General features: G+C 60.9%; 20 protein-coding genes and 1 riboswitch. Of the genes, 11 read left to right on the top strand and 9 right to left on the bottom strand.

The window, feature by feature from the left end; genetic code table 11:
• Positions 1-19 precede the first annotated feature (19 nt).
• Together EGJ27_RS10475 and upp are read right to left on the bottom strand one after the other, a co-directional pair.
• The gene (locus tag EGJ27_RS10475) at positions 20-1,297 is read right to left on the bottom strand and encodes a uracil-xanthine permease family protein (RefSeq protein ID WP_125830652.1); all 1,278 of its coding nucleotides are present in this window, start codon (positions 1,295-1,297) and stop codon (positions 20-22) included.
• Between the two features lie 4 nt (positions 1,298-1,301).
• Positions 1,302-1,940, bottom strand: coding sequence for a uracil phosphoribosyltransferase (gene upp / locus EGJ27_RS10470; RefSeq protein ID WP_125830651.1), 639 nt, complete (start codon positions 1,938-1,940; stop codon positions 1,302-1,304).
• A 208-nt stretch (positions 1,941-2,148) separates the two neighbouring features.
• Here upp and EGJ27_RS10465 point away from each other — a divergent pair, with 208 nt between their 5' ends.
• On the top strand, positions 2,149-2,706 hold the full coding sequence (locus EGJ27_RS10465) for a hypoxanthine-guanine phosphoribosyltransferase (protein WP_125830650.1): 558 nt from the start codon (positions 2,149-2,151) through the stop codon (positions 2,704-2,706).
• Between the two features lie 111 nt (positions 2,707-2,817).
• The gene (locus EGJ27_RS10460) at positions 2,818-3,105 is read left to right on the top strand and encodes a PA4642 family protein (RefSeq protein ID WP_125830649.1); all 288 of its coding nucleotides are present in this window, start codon (positions 2,818-2,820) and stop codon (positions 3,103-3,105) included.
• A gap of 73 nt (positions 3,106-3,178) precedes the next feature.
• On the opposite strand, the gene mqo is transcribed toward EGJ27_RS10460, so the two are convergent.
• Together mqo and EGJ27_RS10450 are read right to left on the bottom strand one after the other, a co-directional pair.
• Entirely contained in the window at positions 3,179-4,687 is a 1,509-nt protein-coding gene (gene mqo / locus EGJ27_RS10455) for a malate dehydrogenase (quinone) (RefSeq protein WP_125830648.1), read from the bottom strand.
• Between the two features lie 727 nt (positions 4,688-5,414).
• Entirely contained in the window at positions 5,415-5,648 is a 234-nt protein-coding gene (locus tag EGJ27_RS10450; RefSeq protein ID WP_125830647.1) for a hypothetical protein, read from the bottom strand.
• A gap of 177 nt (positions 5,649-5,825) precedes the next feature.
• Between EGJ27_RS10450 and EGJ27_RS10445 the strand changes: the two genes are divergently transcribed.
• Complete coding sequence (locus EGJ27_RS10445) at positions 5,826-6,410, top strand: YajG family lipoprotein (protein WP_125830646.1); 585 nt, start codon at positions 5,826-5,828, stop codon at positions 6,408-6,410.
• 68 nt (positions 6,411-6,478) lie between these two features.
• Here the strand turns inward: EGJ27_RS10445 and EGJ27_RS10440 are convergent, their stop codons facing one another.
• Together EGJ27_RS10440 and EGJ27_RS10435 are read right to left on the bottom strand one after the other, a co-directional pair.
• A complete protein-coding gene (locus tag EGJ27_RS10440; RefSeq protein ID WP_125830645.1) occupies positions 6,479-6,685 on the bottom strand; it encodes a hypothetical protein in 207 nt (68 codons plus the stop codon).
• A 239-nt stretch (positions 6,686-6,924) separates the two neighbouring features.
• Positions 6,925-8,088 (bottom strand): 1-acyl-sn-glycerol-3-phosphate acyltransferase, encoded by a 1,164-nt coding sequence (locus EGJ27_RS10435; RefSeq protein ID WP_125830644.1) that lies wholly within the window; start codon positions 8,086-8,088, stop codon positions 6,925-6,927.
• Between the two features lie 106 nt (positions 8,089-8,194).
• On the opposite strand from EGJ27_RS10435, the gene EGJ27_RS10430 reads away from it, so the two are divergent.
• The 4 genes from EGJ27_RS10430 (at position 8,195) to EGJ27_RS10415 (ending at position 10,401) form a co-directional block, all read left to right on the top strand.
• Complete coding sequence (locus tag EGJ27_RS10430; RefSeq protein ID WP_125830643.1) at positions 8,195-8,377, top strand: CPXCG motif-containing cysteine-rich protein; 183 nt, start codon at positions 8,195-8,197, stop codon at positions 8,375-8,377.
• Positions 8,377-8,637 (top strand): putative signal transducing protein, encoded by a 261-nt coding sequence (locus EGJ27_RS10425; RefSeq protein ID WP_125830726.1) that lies wholly within the window; start codon positions 8,377-8,379, stop codon positions 8,635-8,637. The genes EGJ27_RS10430 and EGJ27_RS10425 overlap by 1 nt, the downstream gene beginning before the upstream one ends.
• A 115-nt stretch (positions 8,638-8,752) precedes the next feature.
• Positions 8,753-9,391, top strand: a complete 639-nt coding sequence (locus EGJ27_RS10420; protein ID WP_125830642.1) for an SOS response-associated peptidase — start codon at positions 8,753-8,755, stop codon at positions 9,389-9,391.
• A gap of 179 nt (positions 9,392-9,570) precedes the next feature.
• Entirely contained in the window at positions 9,571-10,401 is an 831-nt protein-coding gene (locus EGJ27_RS10415; protein ID WP_125830641.1) for a M48 family metallopeptidase, read from the top strand.
• 66 nt (positions 10,402-10,467) lie between these two features.
• Here EGJ27_RS10415 and EGJ27_RS10410 read toward each other — a convergent pair whose 3' ends face one another.
• The 3 genes from EGJ27_RS10410 to EGJ27_RS10400 form a co-directional block, all read right to left on the bottom strand.
• Positions 10,468-11,052, bottom strand: a complete 585-nt coding sequence (locus tag EGJ27_RS10410) for a TMEM165/GDT1 family protein (RefSeq protein WP_125830640.1) — start codon at positions 11,050-11,052, stop codon at positions 10,468-10,470.
• A gap of 19 nt (positions 11,053-11,071) precedes the next feature.
• Positions 11,072-11,260, bottom strand: a riboswitch (yybP-ykoY riboswitch).
• A 40-nt stretch (positions 11,261-11,300) separates the two neighbouring features.
• The gene (locus tag EGJ27_RS10405) at positions 11,301-12,299 is read right to left on the bottom strand and encodes a methyltransferase (protein WP_125830639.1); all 999 of its coding nucleotides are present in this window, start codon (positions 12,297-12,299) and stop codon (positions 11,301-11,303) included.
• 168 nt (positions 12,300-12,467) lie between these two features.
• Positions 12,468-13,433, bottom strand: a complete 966-nt coding sequence (locus tag EGJ27_RS10400; RefSeq protein ID WP_125830638.1) for a 2-hydroxyacid dehydrogenase — start codon at positions 13,431-13,433, stop codon at positions 12,468-12,470.
• A gap of 84 nt (positions 13,434-13,517) precedes the next feature.
• On the opposite strand from EGJ27_RS10400, the gene EGJ27_RS10395 reads away from it, so the two are divergent.
• The 4 genes from EGJ27_RS10395 to EGJ27_RS10380 all read left to right on the top strand — a co-directional run bounded on the left by EGJ27_RS10395 (position 13,518) and on the right by EGJ27_RS10380 (position 19,644).
• Positions 13,518-14,147, top strand: coding sequence for a LysE family translocator (locus tag EGJ27_RS10395; RefSeq protein WP_125830637.1), 630 nt, complete (start codon positions 13,518-13,520; stop codon positions 14,145-14,147).
• Between the two features lie 117 nt (positions 14,148-14,264).
• Positions 14,265-15,947 carry a fatty acid--CoA ligase gene (locus EGJ27_RS10390; protein ID WP_125830636.1) on the top strand — a complete coding sequence of 561 codons (1,683 nt, stop codon included), beginning with the start codon at positions 14,265-14,267 and terminating at the stop codon, positions 15,945-15,947.
• Between the two features lie 367 nt (positions 15,948-16,314).
• Positions 16,315-18,252, top strand: a complete 1,938-nt coding sequence (locus tag EGJ27_RS10385) for a DUF1302 domain-containing protein (RefSeq protein ID WP_125830635.1) — start codon at positions 16,315-16,317, stop codon at positions 18,250-18,252.
• 27 nt (positions 18,253-18,279) lie between these two features.
• Entirely contained in the window at positions 18,280-19,644 is a 1,365-nt protein-coding gene (locus tag EGJ27_RS10380; RefSeq protein ID WP_125830634.1) for a DUF1329 domain-containing protein, read from the top strand.
• Positions 19,645-19,649 lie beyond the last annotated feature (5 nt).

The raw sequence follows: 19,649 nt of genomic DNA, 5'->3' as shown, positions 1-19,649 counted from the left end.
CGGAGCGCGCCAGAGCCGATTACGGCAACTGATCATCCATCTTTTTTTTCTTCCAGCCGTCGTTGCCCGGCAGAAGCAGATTCAGCGCGATGGCGGTTACCGCGCACAGGGCGATGCCCTTGAGGCCGAAATCGTCCGGGCCGTCGCCGGTGCCGATCAGCACGCCGCCGATACCGAACACCAGCGTCACCGAAACGATCACCAGGTTGCGAGCTTCGGACAGGTCGATCTTGTGGCGGATCAGCGTATTCATGCCCACAGCAGCGATAGAACCGAACAACAGACACAGAATCCCGCCCATCACCGGCACCGGTATGCTCTGCAGCAGCGCGCCGAACTTGCCGATGAACGCCAGGGTGATCGCGAAGATCGACGCCCAGGTCATGATTTTCGGGTTGTAGTTCTTGGTCAGCATCACCGCACCGGTCACTTCGGCATAAGTGGTGTTGGGCGGTCCGCCAAACAGGCCGGCTGCGGTGGTGGCGATGCCGTCACCAAACAACGTGCGATGCAGGCCCGGCTTCTTCAGGTAGTCGCGGCCGGTCACGCTGCCGACGGCAATCACGCCTCCGATATGCTCGATGGCCGGAGCCAGCGCCACCGGAACGATGAACAGAATCGCCTGCCAGTTGAATTCCGGCGCCGTGAAGTGCGGCAATGCCAGCCAGGGCGCGGCGGCAATCTTCGCGGTGTCGACCACGCCGAAGTAGAACGACAGCGCAAAGCCCACCAGCACACCGGAGATGATCGGCACCAGGCGGAAAATGCCTTTGCCGAATACCGCGACCACCAGCGTGGTCAGCAGCGCAGGCATCGAAATCATCATGGCTGTCTGATATGGAATCAGCACCGCGCCATCACCGCCCTTGCCCATTGCCATGTTCGCCGCAATAGGCGCCATGGCCAGGCCGATGGAAATGATCACCGGGCCGATCACCACCGGCGGCAGCAGTCGGTCGATGAAACCGGTGCCCTTGATCTTCACCGCAAAGCCCAGGAAGGTGTAGACAAAACCCGCCGCCATGACGCCGCCCATGGTCGCGGCCAGGCCGAACTGGCCCTTGGCGAGAATGATCGGGGTGATGAACGCAAAGCTCGATGCCAGGAAGACCGGCACCTGACGCCCTGTCACGATCTGGAACAACAAAGTGCCCAGACCTGCGGTGAACAGGGCAACGTTAGGATCGAGTCCGGTGATCAGCGGCATCAACACCAGCGCGCCAAAAGCCACGAACAGCATCTGCGCACCGGAAAGCACGGTGCGCCAAAGTGGATCATTGAACTCGTGCTGCGTCATCTAATTAAGCGTCCTTCTGTTTGGTGCCGAAAATCTTGTCGCCGGCATCGCCCAGGCCCGGGATGATGTAGCCATGTTCATTCAGACGTTGATCGATCGAGGCGGTGTAGATCATCACGTCCGGGTGCGCCTTCTCGACCACTGCGATCCCTTCCGGCGCTGCCACCAGCACCATCGCACGGATTTCCTTGCAGCCGGCTTTCTTGAGCAGATCGATGGTCGCGACCATGGAGCTGCCGGTGGCCAGCATCGGGTCGATGATCATCGCCAGACGTTCGTCGATTTCCGGAACCAGTTTTTCCAGGTAGGTGTGCGCCTGCAGGGTTTCTTCATTGCGGGCAACGCCGACGGCGCTGACTTTTGCGCCGGGAATCAGGCTGAGCACGCCGTCGAGCATGCCAATGCCGGCACGCAGGATCGGGACAACGGTGATCTTCTTGCCGGCGATTTTTTCGACCGACACGGGACCGGCCCAACCTTCGATTTCATAGTTTTCCAACGCCAGGTCTGCGGTGGCCTCGTAGGTGAGCAGCGCACCGACTTCCTGGGCCAGCTCACGGAAATTCTTGGTGCTGATGTCGGCGCGGCGCATCAGCCCGAGCTTGTGGCGGATCAGCGGATGACGGATTTCACGGATAGGCATAAGGGAAAGGCTCCAGCGGGGGGGCAAAAAAACGGCCTAGATTAATCTATTCAGCAGTTACTGTCTTACGGCGTGTGCAGTATTGTCTTACCGCTCACACAGACTGCGCTCTGTTATGCGCAACGTTAGTCCAGAATCGCTTGCCCTGAATCGTCGGGATGCGTACCTTTGCCCGCTTTTCTTACACTGCCCCCATCTGGAGAGCCTCATGTCCGCTGATCTCGAGCATATCCGTCTAGTCATGCGCGAGGCTGACTGCCTGTACACAGAAGCCGAAGTCGATGCTGCCATCGCCCGTGTCGGCGCGCAGATCAACGCCGAACTGGCCGATCGCAATCCTGTGGTGTTCTGTGTCATGAACGGCGGCCTGATCTTTTCAGGCAAGCTGCTGACACATCTGAATTTCCCGCTGGAAGCGTCCTACCTGCACGCCACCCGCTATCGCAACGAAACCACCGGTGGCGACCTGTTCTGGAAAGCCAAGCCGGAAGTTTCGTTCATCGACCGCGACGTGCTGATCATCGACGACATTCTCGACGAAGGGCACACGCTGGCGGCGATCATCGATTTCTGCAGACACGCCGGCGCCCGGGCGGTACACACTGCCGTGCTGATCGACAAGGACCACGACCGCAAGGCGCGTCCTGACTACAAGGCCGATTACGTGGGCCTGCCGTGCATCGACCGTTACATCTTCGGTTTCGGCATGGACTACAAAGGATACTGGCGCAACGCTGCGGGAATCTTCGCCGTCAAAGGCATGTGATGGCCGGGTGAGCGTTCCCGTATCGGTCGGGAACGTTCGCGTTGAGCCGCGCGCTGTCCGGGGGGTACACTGCCCGCCCGTGAAAGTGTCTGCGACAAGTTGGAGCCCGCAATGCGTAAAGATAAGAAGCAGGTGATTGGCGACGAAATCGGTGACGAGCAGATCAAACTGTTCCTCGACTTCGAACCCCATGACGCCACATCGCCCTCGCTGCACAAGCTGATCAAGGCCTACCGTGGGCTGCGGATCGACGATTTCGAGCGGTTCCTGGCGTTCTTCAAGGAAGCCGGCTACGACCTGGATGGCAAAGACGAACACGGCAACGACTTCATTGCCCTGATCAAGGATCAGCGCAATGCCGAAGACTATATCGAGCTGATCGAACAGGCTCGCGGCTGAAGCCTGCGCTCCCACAAAACAAAAAACCCGTGACTCAATGAGCTCACGGGTTTTTTGTTTGCGGCATCAGGTGCTACGCAATGCTGTGTGCCTGGCTGCTGCGTTCAACCAGCTCAAGGTTCTCATCGTTTTGCGCGCTGATGCGCTGATACAGCTGGGCGTCGCTTTCCAGGGCCTTTTCACGGGCCGGAAAGATTTCGTTGAGCTTGGCGGCCCATTCGGTGCGGGTCTTTTCGGGGAAGCAACGCTCGATCAATTCCAGCATGATCGAAACGGTCACCGAAGCGCCCGGTGAAGCACCCAGCAGCGCAGCCAGCGAACCGTCCTTCGCCGAAACCAGTTCGGTACCGAATTGCAGCACGCCGCCTTTCTTGGCGTCTTTCTTGATGATCTGCACCCGCTGGCCGGCCACTTCCAGACGCCAGTCTTCGGCGCGCGCCTGTGGATAGAAACGGCGCAGCGATTCCAGACGTTGGTCCATCGACTGCATCACTTCACTGACCAGGTACTTGGTCAGATCCATGTTGTCGCGGGCCACTGCCAGCATCGGCTTGATGTTGGCGATACGAACCGACAACGGCAGGTCGAGGAACGAACCGTGCTTGAGGAATTTGGTAGTGAAACCGGCGTAGGGCCCGAACAACAGCGACTTCTTGCCGTCGACCACACGGGTGTCGAGGTGCGGCACCGACATGGGCGGTGAACCCACCGCAGCCTGGCTGTACACCTTGGCCTGGTGATGCTTGACCACTTCCGGGTTATCGCAGCGCAGCCACTGGCCGCTGACCGGAAAACCACCAAAGCCCTTGCTCTCTTCGATACCGGACATCTGCAGCAGCGGCAAGGCCGCGCCACCGGCGCCCAGGAATACGAATTTGGCGTCGATCTCGCGGGTGCTGCCGCTGTTGACGTCCTTGATGGTCACGGTCCAGCCAGTGCCCTTGCGGGTCAGGTCGGTGACGCGCTTGCTGTACTTCACCAGCGCGTCAGGCGCGTCGGCCAGATGCTTGAGCAACTGATTGGTCAAGGCGCCGAAGTTGACGTCGGTACCGTTGAGCATGCGGGTTGCGGCGATCTTCTCGTCGGCAGGTCGGCCAGGCATCATCAGCGGCATCCATTCTGCGAGCTTGGCCTTGTCTTCGGTGTATTCCATCGAAGAAAAGGCATGGTGCTTGCTCATGGCCTCGAAGCGGGTCTTGAGGAAGGAAATGCCACTCTCGCCCTGGACGAAGCTCAGGTGCGGAACCTGGTTGATGAACGATTTCGCCGAGCCGAAGGTGCCTTTGCGGGCCAGATACGCCCAGAACTGCTTGGACACTTCGAACTGGGTATTGATGTGCACGGCTTTTTTGATGTCGATGGAGCCATCAGCCGCGGGCGGCGTGTAGTTCAACTCGCAAAGGCCGGCGTGACCGGTGCCGGCGTTGTTCCACGGGTTGGAACTCTCCGCGGCTCCGGAATCCATGAGCTCAACGACTTCCAGCTTGAGGCCGGGGTCGAGCTCCTTGAGCAGCACGGCCAGGGTGGCACTCATGATGCCCGCTCCGACCAGTACCACGTCGACTGTTTCGTTATGCGCCATTAACGCGTCTCCAAAATCTGCAGCACCAAATTGACGGCATACGATCCTGAGGCTGGATGCCGGGAAACGGGGCGTTATTCACCAAGGTATGGCCCCTTTGCCCGGCCAGGATCACCTGTCCGATTCTTCGCAATTTTTCGCATCTTAAAGCGCAGGTCCCGGTCAGGCTGAATGAAGTGTCCATCAGACGCACATGAACTCATTTTCAGGCCTGCTCGGCCATTCGACCATCGTCAAGGCACTCGTCTTTCGACGAGGACCGTTCACGGGGTTCAGGCACCGGTATTGGAGGCGCAGTCGCGGTCAGTCCTGTTCAAGGGGGCCGTCTCGGATGCTGATGGTGCTCTTACAAACGCGTACCTATTCATTTGCTCGCCACACTCTTGTGAAGTAGTGAAAACCCGTATTTCCACGTCCTTTTGGGAACGTGGACCAAACCTCGAAAAGGGCTGCGCAGGCAGCTCTGGCAGATCAGGTGCATACAGTGTGAGGCGGTGGCAAGGGCGAAAGGTTCGATGCGAATCGAGCAATTTCCAACCGTCCATCGAACACACTGGGGTGCGATTGACCTGTGTGGGCGGCTCTCTGTGGGCGGGATGAAGATGCCAATGCGGTGATTGACGGAGTTGCGAGGCCCGATCAGGAGACGTCCTTATAATCGGGGGGAGATTATAGCGATGAAACGACAGGAATTGATCGGATTAACTGACTTTTATTCGCTATCCGGTCAGGCAGTGAGCAAACGACGTGCAGTCTGGCGCGATGGCTGGCGGCTGACACGGGCCTGGGCAGGCAGTGGCTGGTTCAGCCAGGCGAGGCGTTGCTCGGTGACTTCCACCCACTCGGCACCGACCGGGCGCTCGGCACAGTGTTTCAGGGCGCGGCAGATACCGGCCTGGTCGAGGCGGGCATAATGACGCAATGGACGGCGGGCGGTGAACAGCGACCAGAAATGCTTCATGGCGCGACTCCTGAGAAGCGGATGCAGATTATCTTGCCGCGGCCAGGTGACACCCTTGTGACACCGGCGGCGCTGAACCATTGCGCTTTGCCGCAAGTCCCACTTTCGACTAGTGAGGCGCCGTCGAGCGCCGCTATACTGCGGCACATTCAGTGCCTGGCCCATGGAGAGATGAGCATGCTGCGTCGCCTTTTGTTCGGTTTGCTTGCTGTAAGCAGTTTGACCCTGGTGGGTTGTGCCCACAGCCCGCAACAACTCAGCCCACAACCCAAGCTGAACGCTCAGCTGGCGGCGGTCGGTCGTGGCCAGCCGGTCGTGGTTCGCGTGGTAGACGGCCGTCCAGGCCCGACCCTCGGTACGCGCGGCGGCATGTACCCCGAGACCAGCTCTATCAGCGTCAGCAGCAACGATATCGTGCCCAAGCTGCAAGCTCAGGCTGAAGCGGCTGTCCGTCTGCTGGGCTTCACGCCCACCAGCGGCGGCAGCAACGCACCGCAATTGACCGTGACCCTGGCCGATCTGAAATACCAGTCGCCCAAGGAAGGCCTGTATGTGACCGAGGCGACTATCAGTTCCACGTTTCGCGCCGACGTGCGCAACAACGGCCGCAACTACAGTGGTCGTTATGCCGCTTCGCTGGACCAGCGCTTCGGCATGGCGCCGAACCAGGAAACCAATACCAAGCTGGTCAGCGACGTATTGAGTGATGCGCTGACTCGCGTCTTCCAGGACGCGACCATCGGCCAGACCCTGGCGCAGTAAGCTTCACGCCACGAAAAAGCCCGGCCCTTGTCAAAGAGGGCCGGGCTTTTTTGTGCCTGCGAATTTTCTCAGGCCGCCTGCTGGTAGAAACCCAGAAAGCTGAAGCCGGTGGTCTGATCCAGGTCCGGCAGGTCATGGTGTGCGTGTCCGCCCAATGCGCAGTAGACCAGCCAGTGGCGGTCCTGGACATTGAAGGCCAGGCTGTCGATCAATTCCTGTTGTTCATCGCTCTGGGCGATCAGATACAGGCGATCCTGATTGTTGGCGTGCAGCATCGAAGGCTCCGGAAAGGGGGGGAGGTCGTCCGTTGAGGAGCCATAGAATGCCGGGGCAGGGTTACGGTCTGGTGACAACTGAAGGCAATAAGATTCGAGCCCCCTGGTGTGAACGTGTGGGAGTAAGCTTGCTCGCGACTGCTCAGGATCAACCGCTACATGGGCTGTGACTGTACCTGGCTCGTCGCGAGCAAGCTCCCTCCCTCATTTCAGCGTAAATTCCGGGGAGGCGGATACCGTTACAGCGGCAACCCTGCCTTCACCCGATATTGATTGCGAACCGGCGTCGCATATTGCTGCACCAGATACGGTCGGTGTTCGGCCGGTGCACCTTGCAGACGGCTTTCCCATTCTTCCCTGGCCTTGGCCAGCTCGTCTGCCGGGAACAGCTCGGCTGCTTTCGGCACTTCGATGGCCGGGTCGGCATCGCTCCACTGGGCATAGGCCAGGTAGTGCACCGGAAACAGGCGATAGCCGCCGAGGATCTGGCGGTCCATCTCGATGGCCAACTGCTTGGTGTCCTCGAACAGCCCGGTGATCGGCGGCGCGAAGTTCACGTGCACGCGGCCTTTATAACCGGTGATACCCAGCGCAATGCTCACATCATCCTCGCCCGGCGTCTTCACATAGCTGCCGGTCGTGGCGCGGATATACAGCTCGCGGGCCTTGGCGTGGTCGCACGGGTCGTACTCGTAGCTGATGGATACCGGCGTCAGGTTCAAAGACTGGATGACTTCGCCGAACGGTTCGTCCTTGCGACTCATATGGAACATCTTGAGGATGGCCGACTCGGTACGGTCATCGCCATCCTTCGCACGGCCCTCGGCCTGGGCAATCCAGATCGATGCGCCATCCTGAGTGATGGAGAAGTTGATATACGCCGACAGCAATTGGTACGCCGCCATTTTTTCCCGGCGGCCGATGATCGAGCGATGCACGATGAAGCTTTTGTTCAGGCGCATCAGGTCACTGACGAACGGCTTCTGCAGCAGGTTGTCACCAATGGCGATGCGCGGGGTCGGCAGGCCGGCGTGATACACCGCGTAGTTGACGAACGCCGGGTCCATCACGATGTCGCGATGGTTGGCCAGGAACAGATAAGCCATGCCTGACTTGAGCTGTTCGACCCCGGTGTAGGTCACCCCGTCGGTGGCGCGCTCGATGGTGTGGTCGACGTAATATTCGACCTTGTCTTGCAGGCTGGCGACCGAATCGATGCCGGCGAACTCACGGCGCAGCTTGCGGGCCAGGGTGGGTTGCAGAAACCAGCCCAATGCACCGGCCAGGCGCGGAAAACGGAACCGGGTCAGGATGGAGAGAAAGGCTTTGTCGCTCAGCAGGCGCGCCAGTACGGCGGGGACTTCTGCATCGTTATAAGGTCGGATGGCATCGAATTCGCCCATCATGCTCTCTTGTTGGAAACGGATAGGGTAAAAAGTAGTGGGTGTTATGCCCAGCCACCATTCAAAGATGGGGCAATTATACGCATAACTGGTCCCGGAGGCCGCGATGCAGGAACTACAGAGTTATGACTGCCCTTACTGTGGCGAACAGGTGGAAGCCGTGCTCGACCTGTCGGGAGGCGACCAGCAGTACATCGAGGACTGTCCGGTATGCTGTCGGCCGATCATCTTCGACCTGCGCACCGATGGTGAACACTGGAACCTGGATGTCCGCAGTGAGAACGAATGATGCAAAACATCTACGAGCCGGAAAATCTGCTGGAGGGCGAGTTGCTGCAAGGCATGCTCGCCAGTGAGGGTGTCGAAGCGCACCTGACCGGCCGGCATCTGCTGGGCGGCATGGGCGAGTTGCCGGTGTTCGGCCTGCTGGCCATTGCCGTCGAAGATGACCGGGCCGAACAGGCACGGGCGCTGATCACTGCGTACAATGCAGCGCTGCCGCTGTCCGGCGACGAACCGGACAACATTCCCGATGTACTGGTGTGCTGAGAGGGTGCCTACAAAATGGCCGCACGCGACAATATTGCGTTGCAATCGGTCTTGTCGTCGTTCGACGACTTTGTAAACACCTTCTCCGCTACCAAAAAAGAGCGTTGTTACCCTCATGTGTGGACGTTATGCCCTGTTCCGTTGGTCGCCCGCTTTCGCGGCCTTGCCCGGCTTCCCCGGCGATCAGCGGGCGCAGTGGAATATTTCACCAGCCGATTCGGTGTTGATCCTGCGTGCCCGCGAGGCTGGCGCAAAAGAAGGCGAACTCGAACTGGCCCGTGCCCGCTGGGGATTGACGCCGGCCTGGCTGACTGACCTGACCCGCACCCCGGCCCATGCGCGGGCGGAAACCGTCGCCGAGCAGCCGATGTTCCGTGAGGCGTTTCGCCTGCGCCGCTGCCTGCTGCCTGCCAATGGCTTCTATGAATGGCGCGGCACCCAGCGCAAACGGCCGTTCTGGCTCACGCCGGGGGAAGGCTCGGCGCTGTTCTTCGCCGCGATCTGGGAGGCTTATCCGGTACAGGGCCACGACTGGCTGAGCGTCGCGGTGGTGACCCAGGCGGCGGCCAGTCAGCGTCGCCCGCTGATTCTCGATGAGCAGGGCCAGAAAGACTGGCTCGCCGCCGACACGCCGTTATCGACCCTGCAGGCCTTGCTCGCCGCGCCCCAGGTTGCGCTGCGCGAGCGACCGCTGGCCAATCTGGTCAACGATCCCAAACTCAATGCGCCCGAGTGCCTGACGCCGCTGGGATAACACGTCTTGCATGTAGGAATTCCCGGCTGTCTAATCGTCCTGATACATACTCGACACAACCTCGATACACCGCCGGGAACCATCCCTGCGATCGAGTGACCAATGTGGCGATCAACCGGGTATGGCACGGAGTGGCTGCACAATCCGGGATCAGCGCCTTATCAATCAGGAGAACCACCATGCGTCAGTCATTTGCCCGTTGTGCCTCAATCAGTGCCTTGAGCGCGGCGTTACTGCTCGGCGGCTGCCAGGCCGTGAACACGACTTCGGGCGATTCAGTGGGTGTTGAACGCAAGCAGTACATGTTCAGCATGCTCTCGACCGACGAGGTCAACAAAATGTATGCCCAGTCCTACCAGCAGACGGTAGGCGAGGCCACCAGCAAAGGCGTGCTCGACACCAGCAGCGCCGACGCCAAGCGTGTGCATGCGATCGCCGACCGCCTGATTGCCCAGGCGCCCAAGTTGCGGGCCGACGCGGCCCAGTGGGATTGGGAAGTGAACCTGATCAAAAGCGACGACCTGAACGCCAATTGCGGCCCGGGCGGCAAGATCATTTTCTACACAGGACTGATCGACACACTGAAGCTGACCGACGATGAAATCGCCGCGGTCATGGGCCATGAAATTGCCCATGCCCTGCGCGAGCATGGTCGCGAAGCGATGTCCAAGGCCTACGGTGTGCAGATGGCGCGCCAGGGCGCCGGTGCATTGCTGGGCCTGGGCCAGGACAGCCTGGCGCTGGCCGATACGGTGGTGAACTACAGCCTGACACTGCCCAACAGCCGCAGTAACGAAAACGAAGCGGATCTGCTGGGCCTGGAACTGGCCGCTCGTGCCGGCTACAACCCCAACGCCGCGATCACGCTGTGGCAGAAGATGACCCAGAACGCTGGCGGTTCGCAGCCGGAATTCATGAGCACTCACCCGGCCTCGGCCAACCGCATCGCGTCCCTGCAAGCGGCCATTCCCAAGGTCATGCCGTTGTACGAAAAGGCGCCGAAGTCCTGACGCTGCAAGCCTCAAGCTGCAAGCGGATTTGCGCAACACCGACGCTTGTAGCTTGTCGCTCGCTTATCAAACCCAACCGCTGACCTGCATTGCTTTGTAAACCGCAACCAGCGCCAGAACGAAGAACGCACTGGCCGCCAGTCGACGAATCAGCGTGAGAGGCAGCTTCTCGGCCGCGAAATTGCCGGCCAGTACCACCGGCACGTTGGCGATCAGCATGCCGACAGTGGTGCCGATGATCACCAGCCACAGGTACGAATACTGCGCGGCCAGCATCACGGTCGCGATCTGGGTCTTGTCGCCGATCTCGGCGATGAAAAAAGTGATCAGGGTGGTCATGAACGGCCCGAACTTGCGGGCGGTACTGGCTTCATCCTCGTCCATCTTGTCTGGAACCAGTGTCCACAGCGCTGTGGCGGTGAAGCTTGCGGCCAGAATCCAGTGCAACACTGCATCGGAGAAGAAGTTGCCGACCCAGGCGCCTACTGCACCGGCTGCTGCATGGTTGGCCAGGGTCGCGGCGACGATGCCGGCGATGATCGGCCAGGGTTTGCGAAAGCGAGCAGCCAGGATGAGGGCAAGCAATTGCGTCTTGTCGCCAATCTCGGCGAGCGCAACGACTGCAGTAGGGATGAGAAGTGATTCCAGCATCAGGTTTCCTAAGGGGCGGGTCGACACGGCTATGACACGTACGACCTCCCCGCCCCGGGTAAGGTGTTCGTGTCATAGGTCTTGTCAAACCACCGATCCGTCTGAAGCGGATTCTGGGTCGCACGCACCATGGTCTGAGGACCAAGTATGTTGATGCGTGCCGGACGAGCGTGGCGCTCGTGGGAGACTACTCCCCTAGGACGGAGCGGATTCTGCCTTCGCAGAACCCATTCGGCAAGCGCTTATTTTCAGGGACGCCTGGCGCTGTAGATTTTGAACCCGTTGCCCTGAGCCCTGACTTCACAGGCTCCGACGTGCTCTTCGATCAGCGGCTGGTAGCGCAGGAAGTTGTTCGCAACCAGGCGCAATTCGCCCCCTGATTTAAGATGTTGACGCGCTTTTCGCAGCAGGTTTTCCGTAGCCAGGTAGTCGGTGTGCACCCCGACATGGAACGGAGGATTGCTCAGAATGGTGTTCAACCCCATGGGCGCTGCATCGATTCCGTCGCCGGTCAGGACCTGGGCTTCAAGTCCGTTGGCAGCCAGTGTCAGGCGTGAACTGGCAGTGGCGAACGCATCCACGTCGAGCATCACCACTTCGTTGTGCGGGTAGCGACGTTTGACCGCAGCACCGAGCACGCCTGCGCCACAGCCGAAGTCCAGCAAATGGCCGCTGGGCAGCTTGTCGATGTTGTCCAGCAGCAGTGCCGAGCCACGGTCCAGTCGACCGTGGCTGAACACGCCGGGCAGGCTGATCACGGTCAACGGACCGTCCTGCAAGTCGATCTGGTAGGGCCTGGCGAGGCTTTCCAGTGGCACGGCCTGCGGGGCATGTTCGACCGTCACCTGCCACAGTTGGCAATGGCGGGCGCTGTCGAGCTTGCGGGCGCGGCCGAACGGGCTCAACTGCTTGGCAGCCGCTTCGATGCCGCCGCGTTTCTCGCCGACCAGAAACAGCTCGCAACCGGCCAGGCGGGATGCCAGGGCATTGAGCAGATAGTCGGTCAGGTCCCGCGCCTTGGGCAGGAACAGGACCGCTGTGTCGAAAGGTTGTTCAGGGGCTTCTACGCCGAAATGTGTGCGCTCAGGAAAACGGGCGTCCAGCGCCGCCTGGTCACCTGCATGCCAGCACCAGCCGCGTGCGTTCGGCAACTTGCCCAGCAGATCGTCAGCCGGCAACCCGACTAGCAGCACCGAACCCTCAAACAACTCGGCCTGACGGAGTAACACTTCACTGCGCGGGTCCATGGACTGGGCTCCTGAAAAAAGCGCGGAGTTTAACAGCAATGCGGTTTGATGCAGTCTGCCTTCGCCGGCAAGGCGCAACGCCGCCCCGATGGCTCCTACCCGTTCAGTCGCTCCATACACCACCTGCCTGTAGGAGCTTGCTGGCGAAGGCAATCCCCGGATCTGCGATCAGCTCACTACCCGCACCGGTTCGCCGGCGAAATAGGCGCGGGCGTTTTCAGCGACCTGGCTGACGATCCGTTGCCGCGCTTCCCGGGCGCCCCAGGCGCTGTGCGGGGTGATGATCAGGCGCGGGATGTCGCCGGCCAGCAGCGGGTTGCCGTTGACCGGCGGTTCGACGCTGAGCACATCCGAGGCCGCGCCGCCCAACTGACCATTGCGCAGCGCATCGGCCAGAGCCTGTTCATCGATCAGCCCACCGCGGGCGGTGTTGACGATGAAGGCGTGGGGCTTGAGCAGGCTCAGTTCATGGGCGCCGATCATGTTGCGGGTGTGCTCGTTCAACGGGCAGTGCAGGGTCAGCGCGTCGATCTGCGGCAGGAGTTCGCGCAGCGGCAAGCGATCCGGACGTTCCGGGCGGCCGGGAATCTGCCCCAGCAACACGCGCATGCCGAATGCCTCGGCCAGCTTTGCCACCGCGCTGCCCAGTTCCCCATGGCCCAGCAGCCCGAGGGTCTTGCCTTCCAGCTCGACGATGGGGAAATCCAGCAGGCAGAACTGCGATGATTTCTGCCACAACCCCTGCTGCACGGCTTTTTGATAATCGGGCAGGCGAGTCGCCAGGGCCAGCAGCAACAGCAGCGTGTGCTGGGCCACCGACGGCGTGCCGTAGCCCTGGCAATTGCACACCGTCACGCCGTGCTCGCGGGCCGAAACCAGGTCAACGTTATTGGTGCCGGTTGCCGTCACCAGCACCAGCTTCAGGTCGGGACAGGAAGCGAACGTGCTGGCATCGATGGCGATCTTGTTGGTAATCGCGACCTGCGCGCCGCTCAGGCGCCGGGCGACCTGATCAGGCGTGGTGCTGGCATGCAGCTGCAAGTCCGTGAAGCTTTCGCGCAGTACGCCAAGATCCAGGTCACCCAGATCCAGCGAGGTATGGTCAAGGAAAACTGCTCTGCCGGTATTGCTCATAGCTGTACCTTTTTTGCCGTGAGTGGGACGCGTAAGGTATCGAGCCTATCAGAGCCCATGCTGTTCAACATTCCCGGAGGCCCCATGTACTGGGAAGAATTTCTCACCGTCGCCTTGATTCACCTGTTGGCCGTCGCCAGCCCCGGCCCCGATTTCGCCGTAGTGGTGCGCGAGAGCGTGGCCCACGGCCGCAAGGCCGGGACCTGGGCGGCCTTGGGCGTCGGTTCGGCGATCTTCCTGCACGTGGGGTATTCGCTGCTGGGGATCGGCTTCATCGTTTCGCAGTCCATCGTGCTGTTCAACGCCTTGAAGTGGGCTGCGGCGGCCTATCTGCTGTACATCGGTTTCAAGGCCCTGCGCGCCAGGCCGGCCGGTCCTGCGGACGATTCGCTCAAGGCCGCATCGAGCGAGCGCAGCGCCAAAGGCGCCTATGTCAGCGGTTTCGTGACCAACGGGCTCAACCCCAAAGCCACGCTGTTCTTCCTGTCGCTGTTCACCGTGGTGATCGATCCCCATACCCCGTTGCTGGTGCAGGGCGGCTACGGCATCTACCTCGCCGTGGCGACCGCCGCGTGGTTCTGCATCGTGGCGCGGCTGTTCAGCCAGGCGCGGGTGCGTGCAGGCTTTGCTCGCATGGGCCACTGGTTCGACCGGGCGATGGGCGGCGTCCTGGTCGCGCTGGGTGTGAAACTGGCGTTCACCGAGGTGCATTGAGGGCCAGCTTGTGCCGCGCTGGTCAGCTGGTCGGCCCTTTGGGCGCTCCGACTGGCGAGTGCGGGTTTCAGAGTCCATATTTCAAACTTCGCCTGTGGACTTTGAAAAGGGATTCATATGTTACAGACTCGCGTTCTTGCGCCCGCCGACGGCGCCTATCAGTACCCACTGTTGATCAAACGGCTGCTGATGTCCGGCAGCCGCTATGAAAAAACGCGTGAAATCGTTTATCGCGATTCTGTTCGCTACACCTATCAGACCCTCAACGAACGCGTCTGCCGCCTGGCCAATGTCTTGACCGCTGCCGGCGTGAAGGCCGGCGACACCGTGGCGGTCATGGATTGGGACAGCCACCGTTACCTGGAGTGCATGTTTGCCATCCCGATGATCGGTGCGGTCATTCACACCATCAACGTGCGGCTTTCGCCCGAGCAGATCGTCTACACCATGAACCATGCCGACGACCGCGTGGTGCTGGTGAACAGCGAATTCGTCGGTCTATGCGCGGCCATGCAGGAGCATCTGACCACGGTCGAGAAAACCATCCTGCTGACTGACCTGCCGGACAAGACCGCGGACCTGCCGAACCTGGTCGGTGAATACGAAGAACTGCTGGCCGCTGCCAGTCCTGAGTACACCTTCGAGGACTTCGACGAAAACTCGGTGGCGACCACCTTCTACACCACCGGCACCACCGGCAACCCCAAGGGCGTGTACTTCACCCATCGGCAGCTGGTCCTGCACACCATGGGCGTGGCGACCATCATGGGCTGTATCGACAGTGTCCGGCTGTTGGGCACCGACGATGTGTACATGCCCATCACGCCGATGTTTCACGTCCACGCCTGGGGCGTGCCTTATGCAGCGACCATGCTCGGCCTGAAACAGGTGTACCCCGGCCGTTACGACCCTGAATTCCTGGTCGAGCTGTGGCGCAAGGAAAAGGTGACGTTTTCCCACTGCGTGCCGACCATCATGCAAATGCTGCTCAATGCCAAGGCGGCCCAGGACACGGATTTCGGCGGCTGGAAAATCATCATCGGCGGCAGCTCGCTGAACCGCAGCCTGTATGACGCGGCCAGGGCCAAGGGCATTCAACTGACCGCTGCGTATGGCATGTCCGAAACCGGACCGCTGATTTCCGTGGCTCACCTGAACGAAGAACTGCGTGCCGGCAGTGAAGACCAACGCATCGAGTACCGCATCAAGGCCGGTGTTCCAGGCATGCTGGTGGACGCCGCCATTGTCGACGAGGACGGCAATTTCCTGCCGGCCGACGGGCAGACCCAGGGCGAGCTGGTCTTGCGCGCGCCGTGGCTGACCCAGAGCTACTACCGGGAACCGGAAAAGGGCGCCGAGCTGTGGGCCGGCGGCTGGCTGCACACCGGCGATGTGGCGACGCTGGACGGTATGGGGTTCATCGACATCCGCGACCGCATCAAGGATGTGATCAAGACCGGTGGCGAGTGGATCTCGTCCCTGGATCTGGAAGACCTGTGCAGCCGTCACCCGGCGGTGCGGGAAGTGGCGGTGGTCGGTATTGCCGATGCGCAGTGGGGCGAGCGGCCGTTTGCTCTGCTGGTGGTGCGCGAAGGGCACAGCATCGATGCCCAGGCGCTCAAACAGCATTTGAGCCCTTTCGTCGAGCAAGGTCATATCAACAAGTGGGCCATTCCCAGCCAGATTGCGCTTGTTACTGAAATTCCCAAGACCAGCGTAGGAAAACTCGACAAGAAGCGCATGCGTCTGGACATCATCGAATGGCAGAACAGCGACAGCGCATTTCTTTCCCGGCTCTGACATCGGCCAGCGCCGTGCCCGGCCGGGCACGGCGGCAGTCACAGCGCCAGCACAGCGGCGCCGCTTGCCAAATTCTGAATTTAAGCCATCCTGCGTTTCTGGCCGGCCGACCTCTCGGGAACCGGCGGGCCAGAGGGCTTCATGCTGCAAATCACACTTTAGAGGGATCAAGCGCAGCGGCTCGCTGGATATAGTCGGCACAGGGAATGAGCAAGAGCGAAAGCATGCATTTCGTGTTGTGACCTTTCGAGGCTGTATTCGGGGCTGTCCGAACGAATAACTACCGTCCGTTACCGGATTCGATGGCTGGTCCGCTTTTTTTCAAGTTCCCACTGCCATAACAATAAAAGCACATGGAGTAGCGTCGATGACTACAGCACATACTTTCTGGCGCCGGGCGAAACTTCCCCTGGCAGTGAGCCTTGCCTCTTCGCTTGCCAGCCCGGCCTTCGGCATTACTTTCAACATTGGCGAGATCGAAGGCAGTTTCGACTCCTCGCTGTCGGTGGGCGCCAGCTGGTCGACCGAAAAAGCCAACAAGAACCTGATCGGCGCCAACAACGGCGGGCGCGGTCTGTCGCAGACTTCCGATGACGGCCACCTCAACTTCAAGCGTGGCGAAACCTTCTCCAAGATCTTCAAGGGTGTGCATGACCTGGAGTTGAAGTACGGTGACACCGGCGTGTTCCTGCGCGGCAAGTACTGGTACGACTTCGAACTCAAGGATGAAAGCCGCGAGTTCAAGGACATCAGCGATTCGAACCGCAAGGAAGGCGCCAAGTCTTCCGGATTCCAGTTGCTCGACGCATTCGTGTATCACAACTATGCGATTGCCGATCAGCCCGGCGCGGTGCGTTTCGGCAAACAGGTCATCAGCTGGGGTGAAAGCACCTTCATCCAGGGCGGCATCAACAGCGTCAACCCCATCGACGTATCGGCGTTCCGTCGCCCAGGCTCGGAGATCAAGGAAGGCCTGATCCCGGTCAACATGTTCTACCTGCAGCAAAGCCTGACCGACAACCTGTCGGCCGAAGGCTTCTATCAGCTGGAGTGGGACCAGACGGTCGTCGACAACTGCGGCACGTTCTTCTCCCAGCCCGACGTGATCGCCGATGGCTGCGACAACAACCTGGCCGTGCTGCGCAGCCGCAGCGGCCTGAACTCAGCGCTGACCGCAGCCGGTCTGCCGGCCGGCGCGCGCGGGGCGATCTTCAATTCGCTGGCGCAACAGGGCGTGGCCTTCGGCAATCCCGACGAAGGCGCCATCGTACGACGTGGCCCGGATCGCGATGCCCGCGACGGCGGCCAGTTCGGCTTTGCACTGCGCTACAACTACGAGCCGCTGGACACAGAGTTCGGCGCCTACATGATGAATTATCACAGTCGTGCGCCGATCTTCAGCGGGCGCGGCGGCTCGGCGGCGTCGTTCAGCGCGGCCGGGCTGGTGGGATCGCTGGTGGGCAACGGGATTCCCGCGTCGGTCGCGGCGGGCCTGGCGCCGACCTTGTTGCCGCTGGTGGTGGCAGGCAATTCCAGCTATTACGTCGAATACCCCGAAGACATTCGCCTGTACGGCCTGAGCTTCTCCACCACCTTGCGCACCGGCACAGCGTGGAGCGGCGAGATCAGCTATCGGCCGAATGCGCCGGTGCAGGTCAACACCACCGACATCCTGTATTCCGGTATCTCGCCGCTCAACCCCAACGTGTCGTTGCTGGCCGGACGGCCCAACACCGACCAGCCGGGCTATCGCCGCAAGGAGATCACCCAGCTGCAAACCACGCTCACGCACTTCTTCGACCAGGTGATGGGTGCCGAGCGCTTGACCGTGGTCGGGGAAGTGGGCTGGACACACGTCGGCGGCCTGGAAAGCACCTCGAAAATCCGCTACGGCCGCGACCCGGTCTACGGCCCAGGCCCTTTGCCGGGCGGGCAGTGCGCGACCCTCAACGCTGGTACGCTGACCGGTGCCGAGCAGAACAACCTGAGCCGCTATTGCGAGGACGACGGCTTTACCACCTCCAATTCCTGGGGCTACCGCGCCCGGGCAATCTGGGACTACAACAACGTTTTCGCCGGGGTGAACCTGCGCCCGAGCGTGGCCTGGTCCCATGACGTCAAGGGCTACTCGCCCGGCCCTGGCGGCAACTTCGAGGAAGGCCGCAAGGCCGTCAGCCTGGGCCTGGATGCCGAGTATCAGAATACCTACACCGCGAACCTGTCCTACACCAACTTCTTCGATGGCAAGTACACCACGGTCGATGACCGAGATTTCGTGGCGCTCAGTTTTGGCATGAACTTCTAAGAACACGGTATCGGGATGACGATAAACATGAAAATAACAAAAAGTCTGTTGCAAGCCGGTGTGTTGGGCGTGTCGTTGCTGGCGGGCAGTGTCATGGCCGCAGTGTCCGAATCCGAGGCGGCAAAACTGGGAACGACCCTCACGCCCATGGGCGCCGAAAAGGCGGGTAACGCCGCCAATACCATTCCGGCCTGGAGCCCGATGCCGACCAGTGCCGGCGCGGTCGACAGCAAGGGCTTTCTCGCCAACCCCTATGCCAGCGAGAAGCCGCTGTTCACCATTACCGCGGCCAACGTCGAGCAGTACAAGGACAAGCTGGCGCCGGGCCAATACGCGATGTTCAAGCGTTACCCGGACAGCTACCGGATTCCGGTGTACACCACCCATCGCGGTGCGACGGTGCCCAACGAGGTCTTCACCGCCATTCGCAAGAACGCCACCAGCACCAAACTGGTGGGCGGCGGCAGCGGCCTGGAAAACTTCGATACCGCCATTCCGTTCCCGATCCCGGCCAACGGGGTCGAAGTGATCTGGAACCACATCACCCGCTATCGCGGCGGCAGTGTGAAGCGCTTCGTCACCCAGGCCACACCCCAGCCCAATGGCTCCTACAACCTGGTGTATTTCAGCGATCAGTTCGTGTTTCGCGACAAGATGAAGGACTATGACCCGAAGAATCCCGGCAATATCCTGTTCTACTTCAAGCAGGAAGTGACCGCTCCCGCGCGGCTGGCCGGTGGTGTACTGCTGGTCCACGAAACTCTGGATCAGGTAGCGGAACCGCGTTCGGCGTGGCTGTACAACGCCGGTCAGCGACGCGTGCGTCGTGCGCCGCAGGTGTCCTATGACGGGCCGGGCACCGCGTCGGACGGACTGCGCACTTCCGACAACCTGGACATGTACAACGGCGCGCCGGACCGTTACGACTGGAAGCTGATCGGCAAGCAGGAGATGTACATCGCTTCCAACAGCCACAAGCTCGATGACCCGAAGCTCAAGTACGCCGATGTGATCAAGGCCGGGCATATCAACCAGGACCTGACTCGCTACGAGCTACGCCGGGTCTGGCATGTCACTGCCACCTTGAAGGAAGGTCAGCGCCACATCTACGCCAAGCGTGACTTCTTCATTGATGAAGACACCTGGCAGGCGGCGGTCATCGACCATTACGACGGTCGCGGCCAACTGTGGCGCGTCGCTGAAGCCCATGCCCAGAACTACTACGACAAACAGGTGCCTTGGTATGCGGTGGAAACCCTCTACGACCTGCAGTCCGGCCGCTATGTAGCACTGGGCATGAAGAACGAAGAGAAGAGCGCCTACCAGTTTGGCTTCACCGCCAGCTCCAGCGATTTCACTCCTAACGCATTGCGCCAGGAGGGTGTGCGCTGACTTTG

Origin of the sequence: Pseudomonas sp. v388, assembly GCF_003935425.1 — a bacterium.
Lineage (GTDB): Bacteria > Pseudomonadota > Gammaproteobacteria > Pseudomonadales > Pseudomonadaceae > Aquipseudomonas.
The sequence above is the reverse complement of the archived record's forward strand: the minus strand, read 5'-3'. Positions and strand labels throughout refer to the sequence as shown.